We start from the raw sequence: 20,843 nt of genomic DNA, 5'->3' as shown, positions 1-20,843 counted from the left end.
AACGTTGAACAAAAAAATAACGGGCTGGGACGCGCCAACCCGCATTGGCTATGATGATTACTCCGGCGCACAAACAGCGCCCGCCACCACAGCATCACCGTGCTTCATGGTTTTCGATACGATAGCCGTGAATACCGTGAATACCGTGAATGCCGGGAAGCAACTTCAGGTTCAGGCCACCGGCAGGGCTTTCCCCTGGCTGGCTGAAGCGATGCCCAGCTCAATCAGCGCCATGACATCAATCGCCTGGCTGGCCGGCACCGGGTTTTCCCCGATGCCGTTAATGGCATCGCGAATAGCAGCATAATAAGCCGGGTAGTTGCCTGGAATGGTCAGCAGCGGTTTCTCCGCCAGCAGATCGTTTTGTGACAATGTCACCACGCCGTCACGCATATCATATCCCCAGTCGGCCTGCGGCGGCCGCTCGCCGGCTTTGAGCCGAACTTCCTGCGGATCTTCACCGTATTTAACGTAGCTGCCTTGGGTGCCGTGTACGATAAAGCGTGCACTGGCAGAGGCCGCCAACAGGGTGCTATGCAGCACAACGCGGCGTTGGCCATAATTCAACACGGCATGAAAATAGTCCACCGCCTGCGCGCCCGGGCGCAGTTCGCCCAGATCGACATACAGGGTTTGCGGTTTGCCAAACAGTTGCAGCACCTGATCGAGCAAATGCGGCCCTAAATCGTACCAGATGCCGCTGCCGGCACCGCCCTGTTCGCGCCAACGCTGGCGCACCTGCGGCCGGAAGCGATCAAAATGCGATTCAAAGTAAACCACTTCACCCAACGAGCCATCTTCCAGCAGCGCTTTGACGGTAAGGAAGTCGCTGTCCCAGCGGCGGTTATGGAACACCGAAAGCAGTTTGCCCGCCTGCACTGCCTGTTGTTCCAGCGACTTCGCTTGTGACAACGTCACGGTAAACGGTTTATCCACCACCACATGTTTGCCGGCGGCCAGCGCCTGCTGTGCTAATGGAAAGTGGGTATCGTTCGGCGTAGGAATAACGATCAAATCCAGCGACGGATCGGCAAACAGCGCCTGCGGGTTATCGGCCACCGCCATCGCCGGCCAGTCCGCCTGCACTTTCTCTGCGCTGCTGCTGGATATCACAGCCAGTTCCAGGCCCGGCGTACCGGCAATCAGCGGCGCATGAAATGTTTTGCTGGCAAACCCATAACCCACCAGCCCAACACGAATTTTTTCACTCATGGTGTTTCCTCAGATAGGGCGCTTCAACCTCTCCGATTTGACACTATGATGCCAGCGGGAACAAGCGGTAATTCAAGCCGTGTGGCCCACCCCCTATCACCGGCAGTCCGCAGCATCAGACATGTCCGCTTCACGGCGCAGCAGCCTATCGCCAGCGCAACGGATTGCCGCCGGCCATGCCAGATAAAAGTGACGAACGCCGTTTTAGCCGTTAAGCTATGCGGCTAATCGCATTGGCACCTTTCTGGAGCGTTATGTCTCAAGCTGAATACACTCGCATCGGTGGCTGGCTACTGGCCCCAATGGCCTATCTGATCGTCACGTTGTTGAGCGCCAGCCTGATGCTGGCCCTGTATACCATGGCTTTCATTACGCCGGAATCGCGTGAATATCTGTTGACCAATGCCCAGGCGTTTACACTTCAGTGGTATATTTCGCTGGCCACGACGTTGCTGATGTGGTGTTACACGCTGTGGTTGCTGTGGTTGTTCTGCCACCGCTCGCGCCGCTTCCCCAAGCTGTTTATGCTATGGTTACTGCTGACCGTACTGTTGGCGGTCAAGGCCTTCGCCTTCTCGCCGGTTCCTGATGAGGTGGCGGTGCGCGGCCTGTTCTGGCCATTGCTGATGGCCGCGTTGCTGGTGCCTTACATGAAGCGCTCCGTGCGGGTGAAAGGCACTTTTACCGAGCAGTGACGCACCGTGCGCCAAATGCGCTAATGCAGGGTAAATTGTGCGCATCCGGCGCCCAGGCGTGAATATCCCTGCAATTCATATGTTGTCGTTAGGCCGCTGATTCCCGATAATAGGCGGCTTTTATTTTTTTAGGCGTTGCAATGACCGAATACCTGCTGCTTTTTGTTGGCACCGTACTGGTGAATAACTTTGTTCTGGTGAAGTTTCTTGGCCTGTGCCCCTTTATGGGGGTGTCCAAGAAGCTTGAGAGCGCCATCGGTATGGGTATGGCCACCACCTTCGTTATCACGTTGGCTTCAATCTGCGCCTGGATCATCGATCACGCTATCCTGCTGCCGTTGGATCTGGTGTATCTGCGCACCCTGGCGTTTATTCTGGTTATCGCCGTGGTGGTGCAATTCACCGAAATGGTGGTGCGCAAAACCAGCCCGGCGTTGTATCGCCTGCTGGGGATTTTCCTGCCGCTGATCACCACTAACTGTGCGGTGCTGGGCGTGCCGTTGCTGAATATCAACCTTGGGCACAACTTCCTGCAATCCGCCGTATACGGCTTTAGCGCCTCGTTGGGCTTTTCCCTGGTGATGGTGCTGTTTGCCGCCATCCGTGAGCGCCTGGTGGTTGCCGATGTGCCAGCGCCGTTTCGCGGTTCATCCATCGCGCTGATTACCGCCGGGCTGATGTCTCTGGCCTTTATGGGCTTTAGCGGGCTGGTGAAATTCTAATGAGCGCTTTATGGATTGCGATAGCCGCGCTCAGCGCGCTTGGGTTGCTGTTCGGTATGCTGCTCGGCTTTGCCGCGCGCCGCTTCGCCGTGGAAGAAGATCCGGTTGCCGAACAGATCGATGACGTGTTGCCGCAAAGCCAGTGCGGCCAATGTGGTTACCCCGGCTGCCGCCCGTATGCCGAAGCAGTGGCCAACGGCGAGAAAATCAACAAATGCGCGCCCGGCGGCGAAGGCGTCATGCTGAAGTTGGCCGAACTGCTCAACGTTGAGCCACAACCGCTGGATGGCGGCGAAGAAGCGAGTAAACCGGTGCGCAAGGTCGCCTATATCGACGAAGCCAGTTGCATCGGCTGCACCAAGTGTATTCAGGCCTGCCCCGTGGATGCCATCGTCGGCGCCACCCGCGCCATGCATACGGTAATCAGCGATCTCTGCACCGGCTGTGATCTGTGCGTTGCGCCCTGCCCGACAGACTGTATTGAAATGCGGCCGGTTGCCACCACTACCGCCAACTGGAAATGGGATATGAAAACAATTCCTGTGCATGTGATTCAGGTGGAGCAACATGTTTAATCTGTTTGCCGCATTAAAGAAAGACCGCATCTGGGATTTTGACGGTGGGATCCACCCGCCGGAGATGAAAACGCAATCCAGCCGCACGCCGTTGCGCACCGCGCCCCTGCCCGAAACCTTCGTGATCCCGCTGCAGCAGCATCTGGGGCCGGAAGGCGAACTGTGCGTTCAGGCCGGCGATCGGGTATTGAAAGGCCAGCCGCTGACCGTGGGCCGTGGCCGCACATTGCCGGTACACGCCCCCACCTCGGGCACCATCAGCGCGATCGCGCCGCATATCACCGCCCACCCCTCCGGGCTGGCGGAACTGTGCGTGATCATCCAGGCCGATGGTGAAGACCGCTGGTGCCCATTAGACCCCATCGCCGACTACCGCCAGCACAATGCGGCCGATCTGATCCACCGCATTCACCAGGCCGGGATTGCTGGCCTGGGCGGCGCCGGGTTCCCGACCGCCAGCAAATTGCAAGGCGGGCTGAAAGGCGTCGAGACGCTGATCCTTAATGCCGCCGAGTGCGAACCCTACATCACCGCTGACGATCGCCTGATGCAAGAGCACGCAGACCAGATCATCGAAGGCACTGAGATCCTGCGCTACCTGCTGCAACCGACAACGACGCTGATCGGTATTGAAGACAACAAGCCGGAAGCGATTGCGGCGCTGAAACAGGCGTTACGCGGCAACAAGGCTATCCAGTTGCGGGTGATCCCGACCAAATACCCCTCCGGCGGTGCCAAACAGCTCACCAAAATTTTAACCGGCAAGGAAGTGCCGCAGGGCAAACACTCCTCGGCGATCGGTGTGCTAATGCAAAACGTCGGTACGGCGTTCGCCATCAAGCGGGCGATTATTAACGGCGAGCCGCTGATTGAACGCGTGGTCACCCTGACCGGCGAGGCTATCCAGCAGCCGGGCAACCTGTGGGCGCGCATCGGCACCCCGGTGCAACATTTGCTGGCGTTCACCGGCTTCCAGCCGCAGAGCCAACAAATGGTCGTCATGGGCGGGCCGCTGATGGGCTTTACCCTGCCGGCGCTCAACGTGCCGATCGTTAAAATCAGCAACTGTATCCTTGCGCCGACCCGTGACGAGATCGCTGAGGAAGAGCCTGAGCAGTCCTGTATCCGCTGTGGCCTGTGCGTTGATGCCTGCCCGGCCGGCCTGCTGCCGCAGCAACTTTATTGGTTTAGCCGCGGCGAAGAGCATGAAAAGGCACGCAACCACAACTTGTTCGACTGCATTGAATGCGGTGCCTGTGCCTACGTCTGCCCCAGCAATATTCCCCTGGTGCAGTACTACCGCCAGGAGAAAGCCGAAATAAAAGCGATCGATCAGGAAGCCGCCCGCAACGCAGAGGCCAAAGCACGCTTTGAAGCCAAACAGGCGCGCCTGGCGCGTGAAAAACTGGCGCGCGAAGAACGCCACCGTAAAGCGGCGGTTAAACTGACCGAGGCCGATCAGGATGTGGTGCAAGCCGCTCTGGCGCGCGTGCGCACCCAGGCCGCGCCGGCTAATGCGCCCGCCGGCGAAATGGACCCGAGTGCGATGATCGCCGCCCGCGAAGCGCGCAAGGCGCAGGCCCGCGAGCGCCGAGCGCAGCAGGCCGCGCAACCCACACCGGCTTCCAGCGCCGTAGCCGCTGAAGACGATCCACGCAAAGCCGCAGTGGCCGCAGCCATTGCCCGCGTGAAGGCGAAAAAAGCCGCCCAGCACGCGGAAAGCGCCACAACCGCAGACGTTGCCCAGCCCACGCAGGAAGAGGATCCGCGCAAAGCCGCAGTGGCCGCCGCCATTGCTCGCGTGAAGGCCAAAAAGGCCGCGCAGCAGGCGGAACGTTCCGCGGCGGCCGAGGAAGAGTGACAGGCGCCGTGCCTTGGCAAAAGTGAGGCACGGCCGCCATTAGTCAATTGAAATCAGGTAGGTATAGCTCACATCGATTTCGCGTAGTTTTGAATCCATATCCCATGCTTTGATTTCAATAATCTCCATTTCCATACTGCCTTTCGCTTCATTACGCAGCCCCGGCATCACGTTAGAGACCAGATAGGAAAAAAACTCCAAACATTCTTTGGCCGTGCCCTGATGAGAAATCGCCATGTATTCACGTTCTGGCACATGAATAGTTTCAATCTGGTGGCCAGAGACAATATCTTGCCGATGATCTGGATCGACCGCCATCACCAGGGTTGACGAGCATTCACCGGCCGCGCTTGGGTTAGGCGTGCGCAAGCTGTAAACCTTGCGGCAATCCACGCTCAGCCCTTTGAAAAAATCATTGAAAATTTCGTCTTTCATCGCAAGGCAGGACGAATGTTCGATCACCTGTTGCGTATCAAAATCCAGCCGCCGGCTAAACCCCACCAGTTGTAACGCTGGCAGTATCTGCCGCCGGATCTCCGGGTAGTAGCCGTTGCCGTATTCGGCATCAAAGCGAAAACGCGGCATCAGTTTACTGACGTCCCAATGCTCCATCGAACGGTAACGGTTGGGCGTGGTGCCAAAACGCTGTTTGAACATGCGGGTGAAGGTTTGTTGCGAATCAAAGCCCAGCTCATCAGAGATATCAATAATGGAACGGCGCGTGATGCGCAATGCGACGGCGGCGCGCGTCAGGATCCGCAAACGGATGTAGGTCGCAAGCTGCACACCGGTGGTGCGTTTGAACTTCCGCTGCAAATGCCATTTCGAATAGCCAGAGATACGAGCCACCTCATCAAGACTTGGGCGCTGCTCCAGGTGCAGTTCTACCCACTCAATGAGTTCTTCAATAAAAAAAACGGCTTCTTTCGTCATTAGAATTCATTCACTACTAAGCAAGGAATAGGATAATAATCCGTAAGGATACGGTGAAAGTTGTTATTTTGTGCGACCACGCTTAAAAATAATATTATATTCATTAAGTTACAACACTATTCGTAACTCATTGACCTTAAAGGGCCGCATTAACGCTTTTTGGCGTTCCGCCACGCTGCTGCACGGCACGGCGAAGCAACGCTGCGGCAAAAAACGCCACATCGGGCCAGCCGCGGCGAAAAACCCCTATATCCCTATGATTAAGGCGTATTACCCACGCGATGATTGCGGTAGAATGCGGCGCTAGAATTTTTTCCGGCGCCCCGCTTGGCGCAGAACCTGCCGTGAGTATGGCAAAGATAGGTGCAGTGACTGTATGAAGTTCAGGCCAGTACAACAGACAGCCGCCAAAGGCTTACACATCGCCAGTTCCCCTTTCACCCACAACCAGCAAAGCACCAGCCACATTATGTTGTGTGTCATGCTGGCCTGTATTCCGGGGATGGCGGCACAGTTATGGTTCTTTGGCTATGGCACCCTGGTGCAGACCGCATTGGCGATGGCCGTGGCGCTGCTGGCCGAAGGCGCCATTTTGGCGCTGCGCAAGCAGCCGGTGCGTGCACGGCTGGCGGATAACTCCGCCCTGCTGACCGCATTGCTGCTCGGCGTTAGCCTGCCCCCGCTGGCGCCATGGTGGATGATCGTTATCGGCACCGTGTTTGCCATCGTCATCGCCAAACAGTTGTACGGCGGCCTGGGGCAAAACCCGTTCAACCCGGCGATGGTCGGCTATGTGGTGCTGTTGATTGCTTTCCCGGTTCAGATGACCAGTTGGCTGCCGCCGGAAGCGCTGCGCGCCAGCGCACTGCCGTTCCAGGATGTCGTCATGACCATTTTCAGCGGCCATACGCTGCAGGGCGCCACCATGCACGAATTGCAGATGGGGGTTGATGGCGTCAGCCAGGCTACGCCGCTCGACGGCTTTAAAACCGGCCTGCGCAGCGGCCACTCGGTGGAACAACTGCTGCAGCAGCCGATGTTCGGCGGCCTGTTGGCCGGTATCGGCTGGCAGTGGGTGAATATCGGCTTCCTGGCCGGCGGGTTGTTTATGCTCGCCCGGCGTTTGATCCACTGGCAAATTCCCGGCAGCATGCTGCTGACGATCGCCGTCTGCGCTACGCTGGCCTGGTGGATTAACCCCGCACACCAGGCACCGCCTTTAGTTCACCTGTTTTCTGGCGCCACCATGATCGGCGCGTTCTTTATCGCCACCGATCCGGTTAGCGCCTCGACGACGCCGCGTGGCCGGCTGATTTATGGTGCGCTGATTGGCCTGCTGGTATGGCTTATCCGCGTCTATGGCGGTTATCCTGACGGGGTGGCGTTCGCCGTGCTGTTAGCCAACATCACCGTGCCGTTAATCGACCACTACACGCGCCCACGCGTGTACGGCCAACGCTAAGGAGCCATGATCATGATGTTGAGTTCAATGAGAAAGCATGGCACCCGTTTGGCGATATTTGCTGCGGTCACCACCGGGTTAACGGCAGTTGTCAATGCGCTAACGCAGAAAACCATTGCCCATCAATCGGCGCTGCAGCAGCAGGCGCTGCTCGATCAGGTCGTCCCGCCGGAACACTACGATAACCACATGCAGGCCGACTGTTTTCTGGTCAGTGACCCAGCCCTCGGCAATGCTGGGCCGCACCGCCTGTACCTGGCGCGTAAACAGGGTCAGCCGGTGGCAGCGGCTATCGAAACCACCGCGCCGGACGGTTACTCCGGCGCAATCCAACTGTTGGTGGGGGCGGATTTCAGCGGCACCGTGTTCGGCACGCGCGTCGTGGAACACCACGAGACCCCAGGCCTGGGGGATAAAATCGAGCTGCGCATCAGCGATTGGATCACCTTCTTCAGCAGGCAGAAGATCACCGGCCCGGATGACGCCCGCTGGGCAGTGAAAAAAGACGGTGGGATGTTCGATCAGTTCACCGGTGCGACCATCACACCGCGCGCGGTGGTTAACGCCGTGCGCCGCACGGCATTGTACCTGGAAACGCTACCGCCTAAACTTGATACCTTACCTTCCTGTGGAGCCAGCGAATGAGTGAAGCCAAAGAGTTAATCGTTCAGGGGTTATGGAAGAACAACTCCGCGCTGGTACAGTTGCTGGGCCTGTGCCCGCTGCTGGCGGTCACCTCCACCGCCACCAATGCGCTGGGGTTAGGGCTGGCGACCACCCTGGTGCTGACGCTGACCAATGCCTCCATTTCTGCCGTGCGCCGTTGGGTGCCGAACGAAGTGCGTATTCCAATTTACGTGATGATTATCGCTGCAGTGGTGAGTATCGTTCAGATGTTGATCAATGCCTACGCCTTCGGCCTGTACCAATCGCTGGGGATTTTTATCCCGCTGATCGTCACTAACTGTATCGTGGTGGGCCGTGCCGAAGCGGTCGCCTCGCGCAAGCCTGTCGGCCTGTCGGCACTTGATGGCTGCGCCACCGGCCTGGGGGCGACCTGCGCAATGTTCGTGCTGGGTTCGCTACGTGAGCTGCTGGGCAACGGCACGCTGTTTGACGGCGCCGATATGCTGCTGGGCAGTTGGGCCAAAGTGTTGCGGATTGAAGTGGTGCACTTCGACAGCCCGTTCCTGCTGGCGATGCTGCCGCCCGGCGCATTTATCGGCCTGGGCATGATGCTGGCGGCCAAATACCTGATTGATGAAAAAATGAAAGCGCGCAAAGCCAAAGCGGCGCTGGCTGAAACCAATCTGGCGCATGGGCAGGCAGAGAAAGCGTAATGAATAAAGAAAAACGCCGGGAAATTCTCACCCGTTTACGTGATAACAACCCACACCCGACCACCGAACTGGTGTACACCACCCCGTTCGAGCTGCTGATCGCCGTGCTGCTTTCGGCGCAGGCAACTGATGTCAGCGTCAACAAAGCCACGGCCAGGCTGTATCCGGTGGCCAATACGCCCGCCGCCATACTGGCGCTGGGGGTTGATGGGGTAAAGGAATACATCAAAACCATCGGCCTGTTTAACAGCAAGGCGGAAAACGTCATCAAAACCTGCCGTATTCTGCTGGAACAACACGGCGGCGAAGTGCCGGAAGACCGCGCCGCGCTGGAGGCTCTGCCAGGCGTGGGGCGCAAAACCGCCAACGTGGTGTTGAACACCGCCTTTGGCTGGCCAACCATTGCCGTCGATACGCATATCTTCCGCGTTTGCAACCGGACGCGTTTTGCGCCGGGGAAAAACGTCGAGCAGGTGGAAGAAAAACTGCTGAAGGTGGTGCCAGCGGAATTCAAGGTTGATTGCCACCATTGGTTTATTCTGCACGGCCGCTATACCTGTATCGCCCGCAAACCGCGCTGCGGCTCCTGCATTATTGAAGATCTGTGCGAGTTTCCGGAAAAGATCTACCCCGAAGCCTAACCCCTCCCGGGCGCGCCGGCGCCCATCGTTCCCCTGCATTCATCTGAACTGCGGCGCGCACTTACCGCCCACGGTCGCCAGCGACCCGAGAAACCCTTCTCGTTTAATTAATTCTCGACAAGAATTATGGCAAAAAAATAGCCGATCGGCACATACCACACAGCCTAAATGCCAGACAAACACACGCCATAAAAAATCAGACGATAAAACGCCAAAAAAGCAAAATTACCAGAATAACAATCCGATAATTAATAATTAAACGGAATTAAATAAATGTAAAATCTAAAAATACAGGAAAATACGCCAACAAAAATAAAGCAGGTGCTCAGCTAATATAAAAACCTACAGATCAAGGAAATACCCTATTTTATACGATATATTTTTTCAATTTGATCACATAAAACCATAAAACTGATATGTAACCAGATATAAAAAAGTGATTGCCCCGTTGACAAAGATCGTGAACATTACGCGGCTATGTTGTGCGAAACCCTACGGAAGAAGTGCCGCCCTCACCGTATTCGCCGTGATTTTCACTACTTTATACGCTTAATAAAAAAAGAGGCATTCGTGTCGACAGCAAACAACTCACAACCTGAAAACGTTAGCCTTAACGCGTTCAAACAACCACGGGCGTTTTACCTGATATTCTCCATCGAACTGTGGGAACGCTTCGGCTATTACGGTCTGCAAGGCATCATGGCCGTTTATCTGGTCAATATGCTCGGCCTTAGCGAAGCCGAGTCAATTACCCTGTTCTCCTCGTTCAGCGCGCTGGTGTACGGTTTTGTCGCCATCGGCGGCTGGCTGGGAGATAAAGTGCTGGGAACGAAACGCGTCATTGTGCTTGGCGCGCTGGTGCTGGCCGTGGGCTATGCGATGGTGGCGTATTCCGGCCACGACATCTTCTGGGTCTACCTGGGCCTGGCAACCATCGCGGTAGGTAACGGCCTGTTTAAGGCGAACCCGTCTTCGTTGCTTGCCACCTGCTACGCCAAAGACGATCCTCGTCTTGATGGCGCCTTTACCATGTACTACATGTCGGTCAATGTGGGCTCGTTTTTCTCTATGCTGGCAACCCCTTGGCTGGCCGCGCATTACGGCTGGAACGTGGCGTTTTCGCTGAGCGTGCTCGGCATGCTGTTGACCCTGATTAACTTTATGTTCTGCAGAAAATGGGTGCGTGCACATGGCTCAACACCGGACTTCGCCCCGCTGCAGGTAAAAAAGCTGCTGCTGGTTTTGGCCGGTGTGGTTGCTCTGGTTGCGGTCTCCAGTTGGTTGCTGCATAACCAAAGCGTGGCGCGCTGGGCGCTGGCGGTGATTTCGCTGGGCATTGTGATCATTTTTGCCAAAGAAACCTTTGCGCTGCGCGGGGCGGCCCGGCGCAAAATGATCGTCGCATTCCTGCTGATGCTGGAAGCGGTGGTATTTTTTGTGCTGTACAGCCAAATGCCGACGTCGTTGAACTTCTTCGCCATCCATAACGTGGAACACGCTATCTTTGGTATTCGCTTTGAGCCAGAGCAATACCAGGCCTTGAACCCGTTTTGGATCATGGTGGCCAGCCCTATTCTGGCCACCCTATACAATAAAATGGGCGATCGCCTGCCGATGCCGCACAAGTTCGCTTTCGGCATGGTGCTATGCTCCTGTGCGTTCCTGGTGCTGCCGTTGGGCGCCAGCTTCGCCAACCAACAAGGCATTGTTTCGGTCAACTGGCTGATTCTAAGCTATGCGTTGCAAAGCGTTGGCGAGCTGATGATCTCCGGCCTGGGCTTGGCGATGGTGGCGCAGTTGGTGCCGCAGCGCCTGATGGGCTTTATCATGGGCTCGTGGTTCCTGACTACTGCCGCAGCGGCCATTATCGCCGGTAAAGTGGCCGGCATGACTGCAGTGCCGAACGATATCACCGATTCCAATGCTTCACTGGCCGTTTATAGCCATGTGTTTATGCAAATCGGTGTGGTTACCGCCGTCATCGCACTTTTGATGCTGCTGACGGCGCCAACACTGCACCGCATGACGCGCGATACGGCGCAAGACAACGATACCGGCACACAGCCTGCGCTCGCCAATTAAGCCGGTAGCAAGCAGCAAAAAAGCGGGGTAACCCGCTTTTTTATTAAAATTCCACCAGATCCGCTACATCACAATACCGGCAGCATAAGCTATTGTGACGTTGTCACCTAAAATCGATAGCCACCGTTATCGTTAATGCTCATTTGCTATCCGCGCCCAGATGTGCCCACAGAAATTCGCTGACCAGCGCGGTGTGAAAAGCGGCCTGTTTTTTATCCGCTGCGGCGCTGTGCCCCCCTTCGGTATTTTCATAGAAATAGGCCTGCGAATACCCTAACTGCTGCATGTGCGCCGCCATTTTGCGCGCATGCGCCGGGTTGACGCGATCGTCACTGGTGGCGGTATAAAACAGCACCGGAGGATAGGCCTTATTCGGCTGCACGTTATGGTATGGCGAGAAGGTGCTGATATATGCCCACTCCAGCGGTTTTTCCGGATCGCCGTATTCCGCGATCCAGGAAGCGCCGGCAGAAAGTTGTGTGTAACGCCGCATATCCAGCAGCGGCACTTCACACACGATGCAGCCAAACAGCGCGGGATACTGCGTCAGCATATTGCCCACCAGCAACCCACCGTTACTGCCGCCGCGTGCCCCCATTTTTTGTGACGATGTCACGTTTCGTACAATAAGATCCTCGGCGACGGCGGCAAAATCCTCATAGGCGCGGTGGCGTTTATCCTTTAGCGCCGCCTGGTGCCATTGCGGTCCAAACTCGCCGCCGCCGCGGATATTAGCGATCACATAAACCCCACCGCGCGCCAGCCATGCCAGCCCTTGGCTGGCCAAATAGCTTGGCTGCAGCGCAACTTCAAAACCGCCGTAGCCATAGAGCAAGGTCGGGTTGCTGCCATCCAGCACCATGTCCTTCGGAGCAATCTGGAAATACGGAATTGCCGTGCCGTCTTTCGACGCCGCGAAATGCTGGCTCACCTGGTAACCGGCTGCGTCGAAAGCGTGCGGCGCCTGCTTGAGCAACTGCGGATCATCGGCACTGTCAAGGTTGCCCAAATACAGAGAGGTGGGCTGCAGGAAGCCGCTGGTCGTGAGGAAATAGGCATTACTTTCATCATCCACCCCACCGGCCGAGATGCTGCTAAGCTCGCCTGGGCGGCCCAATGGCCTACGTGCCCATGAGCCCTGCCGCGGCGTCAGCACCTCCAGCCTGTTGACCACGTTCTCCATAATGCTGAGGATAAGATGGTCACGGGTGGTGCTGTAACCGCTTAACGCCACGCGCGCCGTCGGGGCAAACAACACCGTCAGTTCGCGTTTGCCCGCCAGATAGTCGGCAAAGTTCACCGCCAGCAGCGAACCCGAAGGATAACTGGCCGCACCGACCTGCCACTGGCTAGCCGGTTTAATCAACAGCCATTCGCGGTGGCTGCCGATTTCAGCATCAAGCGGCACATCCAGTTTGGTTTTGCGGTCTTGATCATCAAGCACGAAGACTTCACGCTGATAGAAATCCACGATGCGTATCACATAGTCGCGTTCAAAGCCCGGCGTAGTGTCGTGATAGGCATAAGCCCGCATATCCGTCATTTGCCCTTCATACAGGGTTTCTGCGGCTTCCAGCGGTGTGCCCCGCCGCCAGCGTTTGGCAATACGCGGGTAGCCGGAGTGCGTCAACGACCCCGGCCCAACGTCGGTGGCGACGAAAAGGCGATCGCGATCGATCCACGACACCACGCTTTTGGCCGCCGGCAGCGAAAATCCCCCCTCGACGAAGCGCTTTTCCACCAAATCGAACTCGCGCATGGCCGAAGCGTCCCCGCCGTCCGGCGACAGAAACACCAGGCAATAGCGGTATTCCGGCGCAAGAGGCTGCGAGCCGTGGAAGACCCAATCCACGCCTTCCGCTTTACTTAAGGCGTCGATATCCAGCACGGTTTCCCACTGCGGTTTGTCTTTACGATATTCATCAAGCGTGGCGCGCCGCCACAGCCCGCGGGGATTATGCTCATCTTGCCAAAAGTTGTAATAGGCATCGCCATATTTGGCTACCCACGGGATCTGGGTCTCTTTGTTCAGGTTATCCAATACCTGTTTTTCAAGCCGCGGGAAGTTATCACCCTGGGCGAACTGCGCTAGCGTGCGCTGGTTCTGTTGCGCAACCCACGCCAGCGCGGGTTCCCCCTGCAAGGCTTCCAGCCACAGGAAAGGATCGTCTGAAGATACAGGGTGGGCCTGCGCCAGATCCTGGCGTGGTGAGTTTGGTAATGAAGGCATAGTGAATATCGCTCCTGCTGTTTTCCACGGGATTATCAGGGCCAACGCGGCGCCAATACGCCTGATGGGAGAGGTAGAGTCCGTCGCTTACAAGGTAGCATTCGGCGATGTGAAGTCAAAGCCTGTGCGGTGCAACGCGTTACGTTAACGCGGCCAGAGTTGCTGCAGGGTAAAAGCGGACTCACCGGCCGGCACCGGCAGGCCTAATGCCCTTGCCGCCAGCTCCGCCACGCGAAAATCGATATCCGCCAGTTGGCCATCCTCCAGAAACCAGGCGGCGGAAAGCCCGGCCCAGGCCAGAATCCATTGCAGCAGGCGCTGCCGATCAAGCTGCGCTATTCGGCACACCTGTTCAACGCGCCGCGTGAAGATAGCCGGATCGGTGGCGACGCCATAGTTGGGGTTACAAAAGAGATTGGCATAGTCGAAGCAGCGTTCGCCGTACAGGCGCTTGGGATCGATCGCCAGCCAGCCGCGCGTGCCGAAATCCAGCACGTTATCGTGATGGATATCCCCATGTAATACGCTTTGCTGCCGCGGGCTGGCCAGCAGTTCCGCCGCGCTGGTGGCGCACAGGCGCAACATGCCTTCATGGGCCTGCGCCGCGGGCCACAGAGCGGCGAACCAGTGATGCAGCGGGATCAACGCCGGCAAAGGCTGCGGGCGCGGCGCATGCAAGCGGGCAATCACGCGGCACAAAATCTCCGTCGCTTGGGTATCGTGCCCTTCACGCACCATCTGCGCCAATGATAACCCGCCCTGCGCCCGTTCCAGCAACAGACCGTCATGGTGCCATGCCAGCACCTGCGCCGCTCCCTGGCCCTGCCACCAGCACATCAGCAAGCCGCCGAACTTCTCTTCCTGTTCGTGCGCGATTTTCAACATTGCCGCTTTTCCCTGGTAGCGCACAGGCAACAACAGGCTACTGTGGGTGGCAAACGGCTGCCCATCCGTCTGCAGTTGCCAACGCTGTAGATAGGGAAGAAACGCTGGGTTCATGGCCGGATCAATCGTTGACGAACGCCCCCCGATTACAGCGTGGTGACTTCATCAACCCAGTGGTGGAATACGTAAGGATCGGATATCAGGCCGAAGGCCTCATCCTCCGGGTAAGTCACGGCGACCTGGTACTGTTTGCCGGCGAAATTTTTAATGGCCGGCAGCGAAGCCCAATAGGTCGCCAGGAAAAAATGGGCATACTCCCCCTGCACCTCTTCCCGGACAAATGCGCCACAGTTTCCGGCGGTTGTTTTAGCATGCTGCACACCGGTGGCGTTCAGGTGTGCGGCGAATCCCTTGCGATGCTGTAATGGCACGCAGCCGTGCCAGGTCCGGACGATCATACCCACCCCGCATTGAATAAAAACCCACAATAGATGAATAAATAACTTATCATTCTCGCGAATGAATTCAATACGCAGCCACAGGTAAATTTCTGCGCACCACAATAAAAATAGCGCGCCGGACAGCAGAGTGCTCTGCCGCCGGCGTGAAGATTCTGGTAATTTATAATGAGCTGTAGTTTTACGATGGTTACCTATGCAAAAAAAGCCCGTTCTGGATGAAGCCCGGCAGTTGAAACGCCTTAATGCCGCCACACGCAGGCAATCCCACCTCTATAAGTGGATTTGCTTTATCGCGGCGCTGGATGCGTTGCTGATCGTTTGTTACGACCAAGATGTGCGCAACATTACCTTTTCGTCAATTGTCGCGCTGGTCTGCGGCTATTTGTGGATCCGGGATCGCAATAAAGCGCGGGCCTATCGGCGGGAGTATGACAGAAAATTCGGCAAACACAGCGGCCGTTGACAGCCATGGCGGCAATGCGCCCCTTTAAGGATTATGCGATGCATTTACCGCCTGAAGAATGGCTGGCCCCTTTCGCCCCCTATCAATCATTAGCACGGCGGCTCTTGCCGGAAGCCTTCAGCGCTGTAGACGGCGCCCACGATGTGGCGCACCTACAGCGCGTGTGGAAAAACGCCAGCCGTATCCAGCAGCAAGAAGGCGGTGACCGGCGCATTCTGTGCGCTGCGGTCTTGCTGCATGACTGCGTCACGGTTGAAAAAAACTCCCCCCAGCGGCCGCTGGCCTCACGCCTGGCGGCGCAAAAAGCCAGCAGGCTACTGGCGCTATTGGGCTGGTCGAGCTCAGATATCCATGCCGTTGCCCATGCGATCGAAGCCCACAGTTTTTCTGCGGCCATCGCGCCAGAAACGCTGGACGCCAGGATCGTGCAAGACGCCGACAGGCTAGATGCGATCGGTGCGATTGGCATTGCGCGCTGCTTTTATATCGCCGGGCGCATGGGCAGCTCACTGTACGACGCCGCCGATCCGCTGGCACAGCACCGGCAATACGATGATAGCCGTTTCACCCTCGACCATTTTCACACCAAGCTTTTCAAACTGCAGACCGGGTTCCAGACCGCAGCCGGCCGCAAAATGGCCGCATCACGCACTGAACGTATGCGGCAGTTTCTGGATAATATGTTGGATGAGATCTGAGCCGGTGCGGGGCTTGCCGCCCCGCCGGTCGGTTTAGAAGTTTTGCGTTAAAGAGGCCATATCAATCACAAAGCGGTATTTAACGTCGCTTTTCAGCATCCGTTCGTAGGCCTGGTTAATATTTTGTATATCAATCACTTCTACGTCGCTGGCGATACCGTGTTCAGCGCAGAAATCCAGCATTTCCTGGGTTTCTGCAATCCCGCCGATCAGCGAGCCGCTGATTGATTTGCGCCCCATCACCAGGCCGCCGCCGCTAACGCCCGGCTCCAGCGGCTGCATTTGCCCGACCAGAATCAAATTTCCGTCACGCGCCAACGCTCCCACATAAGGGTTAATATCATGCGGGTTGGGTATGGTATCGAGAATAATATCGAAATAATCGCTGACCGCCGCCATTTGCGCGGCGTCGGTGGAAATGACCACGTTGTCGGCCCCCAAGCGTTTGGCCTCTTGTTCCTTGCCCGGCGTTCGGGTAAACAGCGTCACTTCCGCCCCCAGCGCTTTGGCGAACTTCAGCCCCATATGCCCAAGCCCGCCCAGCCCGGCGACGGCCACCTTCATACCGGGGCCAACCTGCCAGTGCCGCAGCGGCGACCAGGTGGTGATGCCGGCGCACAACAGCGGCGCCGCCGCTTTCATATCGAGCTTTTCCGACAGTTTCAGCACAAATTTGTCGGATACCACAATCTTCTCGGAATAGCCGCCGAAGGTCGGCAGGCTGTCGTGGCGATCCACCCCGTTATAGGTTGGTGTGAACCCCTCGGCGCAATACTGCTCCAGATCCTCTTCACAGGCCGCACAGTGTTGACAGGAATCGACCATACAGCCCACGCCGACCCAATCCCCCACCTGAAACTGGCTGACCGCGCCGCCGACCTGAGCCACTTTGCCGATAATTTCATGGCCCGGCACCATCGGGTAAACGCTGTGCCCCCACTCGTTACGCGCCTGATGCAGATCTGAATGGCAAACGCCGCAATAAAGAATATCAATCACCACATCATTATCGCGCGGATCGCGGCGGATAAAATGATGAGGGGCTAACGCACTGGTTGCCGACTCGGCGGCAAATCCACGGATATTTAACGGCATCACTTTTCTCCTGAGACTCAATACAAGGCACCCGGCCCGCCTGGCTACGCCTAGCCAGGCCAGGCGGCGTTACTGTTCATGGCGCAAGCTGATGCCTGCCCGCATGAAGCACGCTTATCAGTATGGCCAACCAGAAGCATTGTGCATTGCATAATCCTCGCCGATGCTTGCCTAAAGCTGGTTTTTAATCCGGCATCGCCGCACGCGCATTAGCAATACTCATTACCTGCGGATAATCATTAATAACAAAACGATCAAGGCGTTATAAATTGACAGCGAGATGAAGAATATTCATCATCAGATCTCATTCCTCTTTTGCGAGATCGCCATGGCCCAGGTTTCCTCCTATAACCGCCCGTCGCTGCCAGCGTTGTTGGTCGGTGGCCCATTGGCGCTCAAGCAGAAGAAACAGACGCTCGTTTGACCGGGGCGTGCTGTCCGGTCAGATGAACTGACAGGACGGCGCAGGTTTGCCCCGCTTGTTTCCTCATCTGACTTCATCTGGCGGTCACACACAGAAGGAGTTTTTCATGGCCTTATTTTCCGGCATCTGGGTTGCAATGGTGACCCCATTTGATAACAACGCGGTCGATCTACCGGCGGTAAAACGCCTGGCAAAACATTTGATTGCCAGCGGCGTTTCCGGGCTGGCAGTGTGCGGCACCACCGGTGAAGCCGCAGCCTTAAGCAAGGAAGAACAGTTGGCGGTGTTGGATGCGGTGTTATCAGTGGTGCCGGGCCATCAGGTAGTGATGGGGCTGGCGGGCAATAACCTGGCCGGATCGCTGCAGATGCTGCAAGCGATCCAGCAGCGCGATGTCGCCGGCGTGTTGGTTCCGGCCCCTTACTATATTCGCCCATGCCAGCAAGGGCTGGTCGATTATTTTACCACGCTGGCGGATGCGGCCCGCATTCCGGTGATCCTGTATAACGTGCCTTACCGCACCGGCGTCGCCATGGAGTTGGACACCCTCCGCCAGATCGCCCGCCACCCACAGGTGAAGGCGATTAAAGACTGCGGTGGCAACCCGAACGCCACCATGGCGCTGATTGACGACGGGGAAATCGATGTGCTGACCGGAGAGGACAACCTGATCCTCTCCACGCTCTGCCTGGGCGGCAGCGGCGCTATCTCTGCCGCGGCGCACCTGTATCCCGAACGTTTCGTGCAACTGGTGCAACAGGTGGCCGATGGCGACCTGACGGCGGCGCGCGCTAATTTTTATGCCTTGCTGCCGATGATCCAACAGATGTTCAGCTTCCCCAACCCGGCACCAGTCAAGGCCGCACTGGCGCTGCAAGGGCTGATTCACAACGAGCTGCGCGCGCCCATGCAACCGGCGCCACAGGCTTTGCGCCAGCAAATTGCCGCACAATTGGCGCTGCTGCAACCGGCGACGGCTGCGACGGTGTGAGGCGGCGGGCGGACCGATTCCGTGCCAACGCATGCCGCTACTGCGCGCAGTGGCCGGAAAACGCCTAAGCTACAAAGAGCATCGGTTCGCCTTTCGTCATCTGTAACAAGGAGCTTGCGATGAAATTGTTCTGTACGCCGGGTAGCTGTTCGCTGTCACCCCACATTATCCTGCGGGAAGCAGGGCTGGACTTTACGCTGGAAAATGTCGATCTGGCGCAGAAAAAAACCGAAAGCGGCGCTGACTTTTTGGCCATCACGCCGAAGGGGCAAGTACCGGCGCTGCTGCTGGATAATGGCGCTCTGCTGACGGAAGGCGCGGTGATTGTACAGTACCTGGCAGACCAGGTGCCGGGCCGCAAGCTGCTCCCCCCTGCCGGCAGCCTGTCGCGCTACCACGCCATAGCATGGTTGAACTTTATCGCCACGGAACTGCACCAGCAGTTCGCCCCGCTGTTCTCAGCGGAAACCCCTGCGGCCTATCAAGCCATCTGTCGGCAAAAGCTGGCAAAACAGTTCCGCTATCTGGCGGCCGAATTAAAACAACAACCATTTTTATTAGGTAACCGCTTTAGCGTTGCCGACGCCTATCTGTTCACCGTGCTGAGATGGGCTAAACATGTGCAGTTCGATCTGGCGGACTATCCGCCGCTGGCCGCCTATTACCAACGCATCGCCGCCCGCCCGGCGGTCGACGCCGCGCTGCAGGCGGAAGGCCTGCTATAACCACGCATGCCCTGGGTTCAGCTAAAAATAAAGGGGCCGTACAGGCCCCTTTATGTGTCATCGCGCGGTGATTACTGCCATTCGACCAGGCAGTAGTGTTTCTTGCCGCGGCGCAACAGAGTGTAACGCCCAAACAGCCGATCGCTGTCGCTGAAGGTGTACTCAGCGTTGGCCTGTTTCTCGCCGTTGACGGTAACCGCATTGGAGCCGATCAGGGTGCGTGCCTGGCCACGGGACGGTGCCAGCTCGGCATTCACCAGCGCCTGTTGCAGATCGGCTTCGGTACCCAGCTTGATGCTCGGCATACCGTCTTGCGCCAGTTGGGCGAAGTCGGCTTCGGTCAGCTCATGCAGTGCGCCAGAAAACAGGCTCTGGGTAATGCGCTTGGCTGCTGCCAGCCCTTCCGCACCGTGCACCATGCCGGTCACTTCTTCCGCCAGCACGTACTGGGCGCGTGGCGCTTTACCGCTGTTCGCATCTTCGGCCTGCAGCGCGTCGATCTCTTCCAGGCTCAGGAAGGTGAAGAACTTCAGGAAGCGGTAAACATCGGCGTCCGCAGTGTTGATCCAGAACTGGTAGAATTTGTACGGGCTGGTTTTTTCTGGCGCCAGCCACACAGCGCCGCCTTCCGTTTTACCGAATTTGGTGCCGTCGGCTTTGGTGATTAACGGCACGGTCAGGCCGAACACCTGTTTCTGGTGCAGGCGACGGGTCAGATCGATACCGGAGGTGATATTGCCCCACTGGTCTGAACCCCCGATTTGCAGCTCAACCTGATGGCGGCCGTGCAGCTCGGCAAAATCGTAGCCCTGCAGCAGGTTGTAGGAGAATTCGGTGAAGGAGATCCCCACGTCGTCGCGGTTCAGGCGCTGCTTGACCGCTTCTTTGTTGATCATCTGATTCACGGAGAAGTGTTTGCCGATATCGCGCAGGAAGGTCAGCACATTCATGCCGCCAAACCAATCGTAGTTGTTCGCCGCCACTGCGCTGTTGGCGCCGCAGTCGAAATCAAGGAACGGGGAAACCTGTTTGCGGATTTTCTCTACCCATTCGTTGACGGTTTCGTTGGTGTTCAGCTTCCGTTCCGTGGCTTTAAAGCTTGGATCGCCAATCAAACCGGTCGCCCCGCCCACCAGCGCCACCGGCTTGTGGCCAGCCAGTTGGAAACGCTTCAGGCACAGCAGCGGAACCAGATGGCCCAAGTGCAAGCTGTCAGCGGTCGGATCGAAACCGCAATACAGTGCAATTGGCCCCTGCGCCAGTCGCTCTGCTAACGCTTCCTCATCCGTAACCTGGGCAACGAGGCCCCGCTCTTGCAGTTGTTTAATCAAGTTACTGCTCGCCATCA

20 protein-coding genes and 1 pseudogene are annotated in these 20,843 nt (G+C 57.3%); 14 read left to right on the top strand and 7 right to left on the bottom strand.

What is annotated here, in order from left to right; translation table 11 throughout:
• Nucleotides 1-171: 171 nt before the first annotated feature.
• On the bottom strand, nt 172-1,212 hold the full coding sequence (locus AC559G_RS17420; RefSeq protein ID WP_498913447.1) for an oxidoreductase: 1,041 nt from the start codon (nt 1,210-1,212) through the stop codon (nt 172-174).
• A 254-nt stretch (nt 1,213-1,466) separates the two neighbouring features.
• On the opposite strand from AC559G_RS17420, the gene AC559G_RS17415 reads away from it, so the two are divergent.
• From AC559G_RS17415 to rsxC, 4 genes and pseudogenes are all read left to right on the top strand, one after another.
• Nucleotides 1,467-1,907, top strand: a complete 441-nt coding sequence (locus tag AC559G_RS17415; protein WP_498913445.1) for a DUF2569 domain-containing protein — start codon at nt 1,467-1,469, stop codon at nt 1,905-1,907.
• Between the two features lie 140 nt (nt 1,908-2,047).
• A complete protein-coding gene (gene rsxA / locus AC559G_RS17410; RefSeq protein WP_095848630.1) occupies nt 2,048-2,629 on the top strand; it encodes an electron transport complex subunit RsxA in 582 nt (193 codons plus the stop codon).
• Nucleotides 2,629-3,204 carry an electron transport complex subunit RsxB gene (gene rsxB / locus AC559G_RS17405; RefSeq protein WP_095848629.1) on the top strand — a complete coding sequence of 192 codons (576 nt, stop codon included), beginning with the start codon at nt 2,629-2,631 and terminating at the stop codon, nt 3,202-3,204. Before rsxA ends, rsxB begins: the two co-directional genes overlap by 1 nt.
• A pseudogene (rsxC, locus tag AC559G_RS17400) lies at nt 3,197-5,056 on the top strand (electron transport complex subunit RsxC); the annotation flags it as partial. The gene rsxB and the pseudogene rsxC, both read left to right, overlap by 8 nt.
• Nucleotides 5,057-5,104: 48 nt before the next feature.
• On the opposite strand, the gene AC559G_RS17395 reads toward rsxC, so the two are convergent.
• Nucleotides 5,105-5,998, bottom strand: a complete 894-nt coding sequence (locus AC559G_RS17395) for a helix-turn-helix domain-containing protein (protein ID WP_498913443.1) — start codon at nt 5,996-5,998, stop codon at nt 5,105-5,107.
• Between the two features lie 376 nt (nt 5,999-6,374).
• On the opposite strand from AC559G_RS17395, the gene rsxD reads away from it, so the two are divergent.
• From rsxD to dtpA, 5 genes are all read left to right on the top strand, one after another.
• Nucleotides 6,375-7,460, top strand: coding sequence for an electron transport complex subunit D (gene rsxD / locus AC559G_RS17390; RefSeq protein WP_498913441.1), 1,086 nt, complete (start codon nt 6,375-6,377; stop codon nt 7,458-7,460).
• A 15-nt stretch (nt 7,461-7,475) separates the two neighbouring features.
• The gene (rsxG, locus tag AC559G_RS17385; protein ID WP_498913659.1) at nt 7,476-8,105 is read left to right on the top strand and encodes an electron transport complex subunit RsxG; all 630 of its coding nucleotides are present in this window, start codon (nt 7,476-7,478) and stop codon (nt 8,103-8,105) included.
• On the top strand, nt 8,102-8,800 hold the full coding sequence (locus tag AC559G_RS17380; protein WP_462613586.1) for an electron transport complex subunit E: 699 nt from the start codon (nt 8,102-8,104) through the stop codon (nt 8,798-8,800). Before rsxG ends, AC559G_RS17380 begins: the two co-directional genes overlap by 4 nt.
• On the top strand, nt 8,800-9,441 hold the full coding sequence (gene nth / locus AC559G_RS17375; RefSeq protein ID WP_346080305.1) for an endonuclease III: 642 nt from the start codon (nt 8,800-8,802) through the stop codon (nt 9,439-9,441). Before AC559G_RS17380 ends, nth begins: the two co-directional genes overlap by 1 nt.
• 570 nt (nt 9,442-10,011) lie before the next feature.
• Nucleotides 10,012-11,523, top strand: a complete 1,512-nt coding sequence (gene dtpA, locus AC559G_RS17370) for a dipeptide/tripeptide permease DtpA (RefSeq protein WP_279028995.1) — start codon at nt 10,012-10,014, stop codon at nt 11,521-11,523.
• Between the two features lie 139 nt (nt 11,524-11,662).
• On the opposite strand, the gene AC559G_RS17365 is transcribed toward dtpA, so the two are convergent.
• From AC559G_RS17365 to AC559G_RS17355, 3 genes are all read right to left on the bottom strand, one after another.
• Nucleotides 11,663-13,753 carry a prolyl oligopeptidase family serine peptidase gene (locus tag AC559G_RS17365; RefSeq protein ID WP_498913438.1) on the bottom strand — a complete coding sequence of 697 codons (2,091 nt, stop codon included), beginning with the start codon at nt 13,751-13,753 and terminating at the stop codon, nt 11,663-11,665.
• Nucleotides 13,754-13,897: 144 nt separating this feature from the next.
• Nucleotides 13,898-14,752, bottom strand: coding sequence for an aminoglycoside phosphotransferase family protein (locus tag AC559G_RS17360; protein ID WP_498913436.1), 855 nt, complete (start codon nt 14,750-14,752; stop codon nt 13,898-13,900).
• A 32-nt stretch (nt 14,753-14,784) separates the two neighbouring features.
• Complete coding sequence (locus AC559G_RS17355; RefSeq protein WP_498913434.1) at nt 14,785-15,096, bottom strand: hypothetical protein; 312 nt, start codon at nt 15,094-15,096, stop codon at nt 14,785-14,787.
• Nucleotides 15,097-15,292: 196 nt separating this feature from the next.
• On the opposite strand from AC559G_RS17355, the gene AC559G_RS17350 reads away from it, so the two are divergent.
• Together AC559G_RS17350 and AC559G_RS17345 are read left to right on the top strand one after the other, a co-directional pair.
• Nucleotides 15,293-15,562: a hypothetical protein gene (locus AC559G_RS17350; RefSeq protein WP_462613590.1), complete on the top strand. Its 270-nt coding sequence runs from the start codon at nt 15,293-15,295 to the stop codon at nt 15,560-15,562.
• A gap of 38 nt (nt 15,563-15,600) precedes the next feature.
• Nucleotides 15,601-16,260, top strand: a complete 660-nt coding sequence (locus tag AC559G_RS17345; protein ID WP_498913431.1) for an HD domain-containing protein — start codon at nt 15,601-15,603, stop codon at nt 16,258-16,260.
• 33 nt (nt 16,261-16,293) lie between these two features.
• On the opposite strand, the gene AC559G_RS17340 is transcribed toward AC559G_RS17345, so the two are convergent.
• Nucleotides 16,294-17,355, bottom strand: coding sequence for an NAD(P)-dependent alcohol dehydrogenase (locus tag AC559G_RS17340; protein ID WP_498913429.1), 1,062 nt, complete (start codon nt 17,353-17,355; stop codon nt 16,294-16,296).
• 280 nt (nt 17,356-17,635) lie between these two features.
• Here AC559G_RS17340 and AC559G_RS17335 point away from each other — a divergent pair, with 280 nt between their 5' ends.
• The 3 genes from AC559G_RS17335 to gstA all read left to right on the top strand — a co-directional run bounded on the left by AC559G_RS17335 (nt 17,636) and on the right by gstA (nt 19,495).
• On the top strand, nt 17,636-17,779 hold the full coding sequence (locus AC559G_RS17335; protein ID WP_498913427.1) for a hypothetical protein: 144 nt from the start codon (nt 17,636-17,638) through the stop codon (nt 17,777-17,779).
• 106 nt (nt 17,780-17,885) lie between these two features.
• On the top strand, nt 17,886-18,770 hold the full coding sequence (gene dapA, locus AC559G_RS17330; RefSeq protein ID WP_498913425.1) for a 4-hydroxy-tetrahydrodipicolinate synthase family protein: 885 nt from the start codon (nt 17,886-17,888) through the stop codon (nt 18,768-18,770).
• A 119-nt stretch (nt 18,771-18,889) separates the two neighbouring features.
• Nucleotides 18,890-19,495, top strand: a complete 606-nt coding sequence (gene gstA, locus AC559G_RS17325) for a glutathione S-transferase family protein (RefSeq protein ID WP_498913423.1) — start codon at nt 18,890-18,892, stop codon at nt 19,493-19,495.
• A 71-nt stretch (nt 19,496-19,566) separates the two neighbouring features.
• On the opposite strand, the gene tyrS is transcribed toward gstA, so the two are convergent.
• Entirely contained in the window at nt 19,567-20,841 is a 1,275-nt protein-coding gene (gene tyrS, locus AC559G_RS17320; RefSeq protein ID WP_279024214.1) for a tyrosine--tRNA ligase, read from the bottom strand.
• Nucleotides 20,842-20,843 lie beyond the last annotated feature (2 nt).

The organism is Gibbsiella greigii (genome assembly GCF_039540155.1).
GTDB lineage: Bacteria > Pseudomonadota > Gammaproteobacteria > Enterobacterales > Enterobacteriaceae > Gibbsiella > Gibbsiella quercinecans.
Note: the sequence above shows the minus strand (reverse complement) of the source record. Positions and strands in the feature narration are given on the sequence as shown.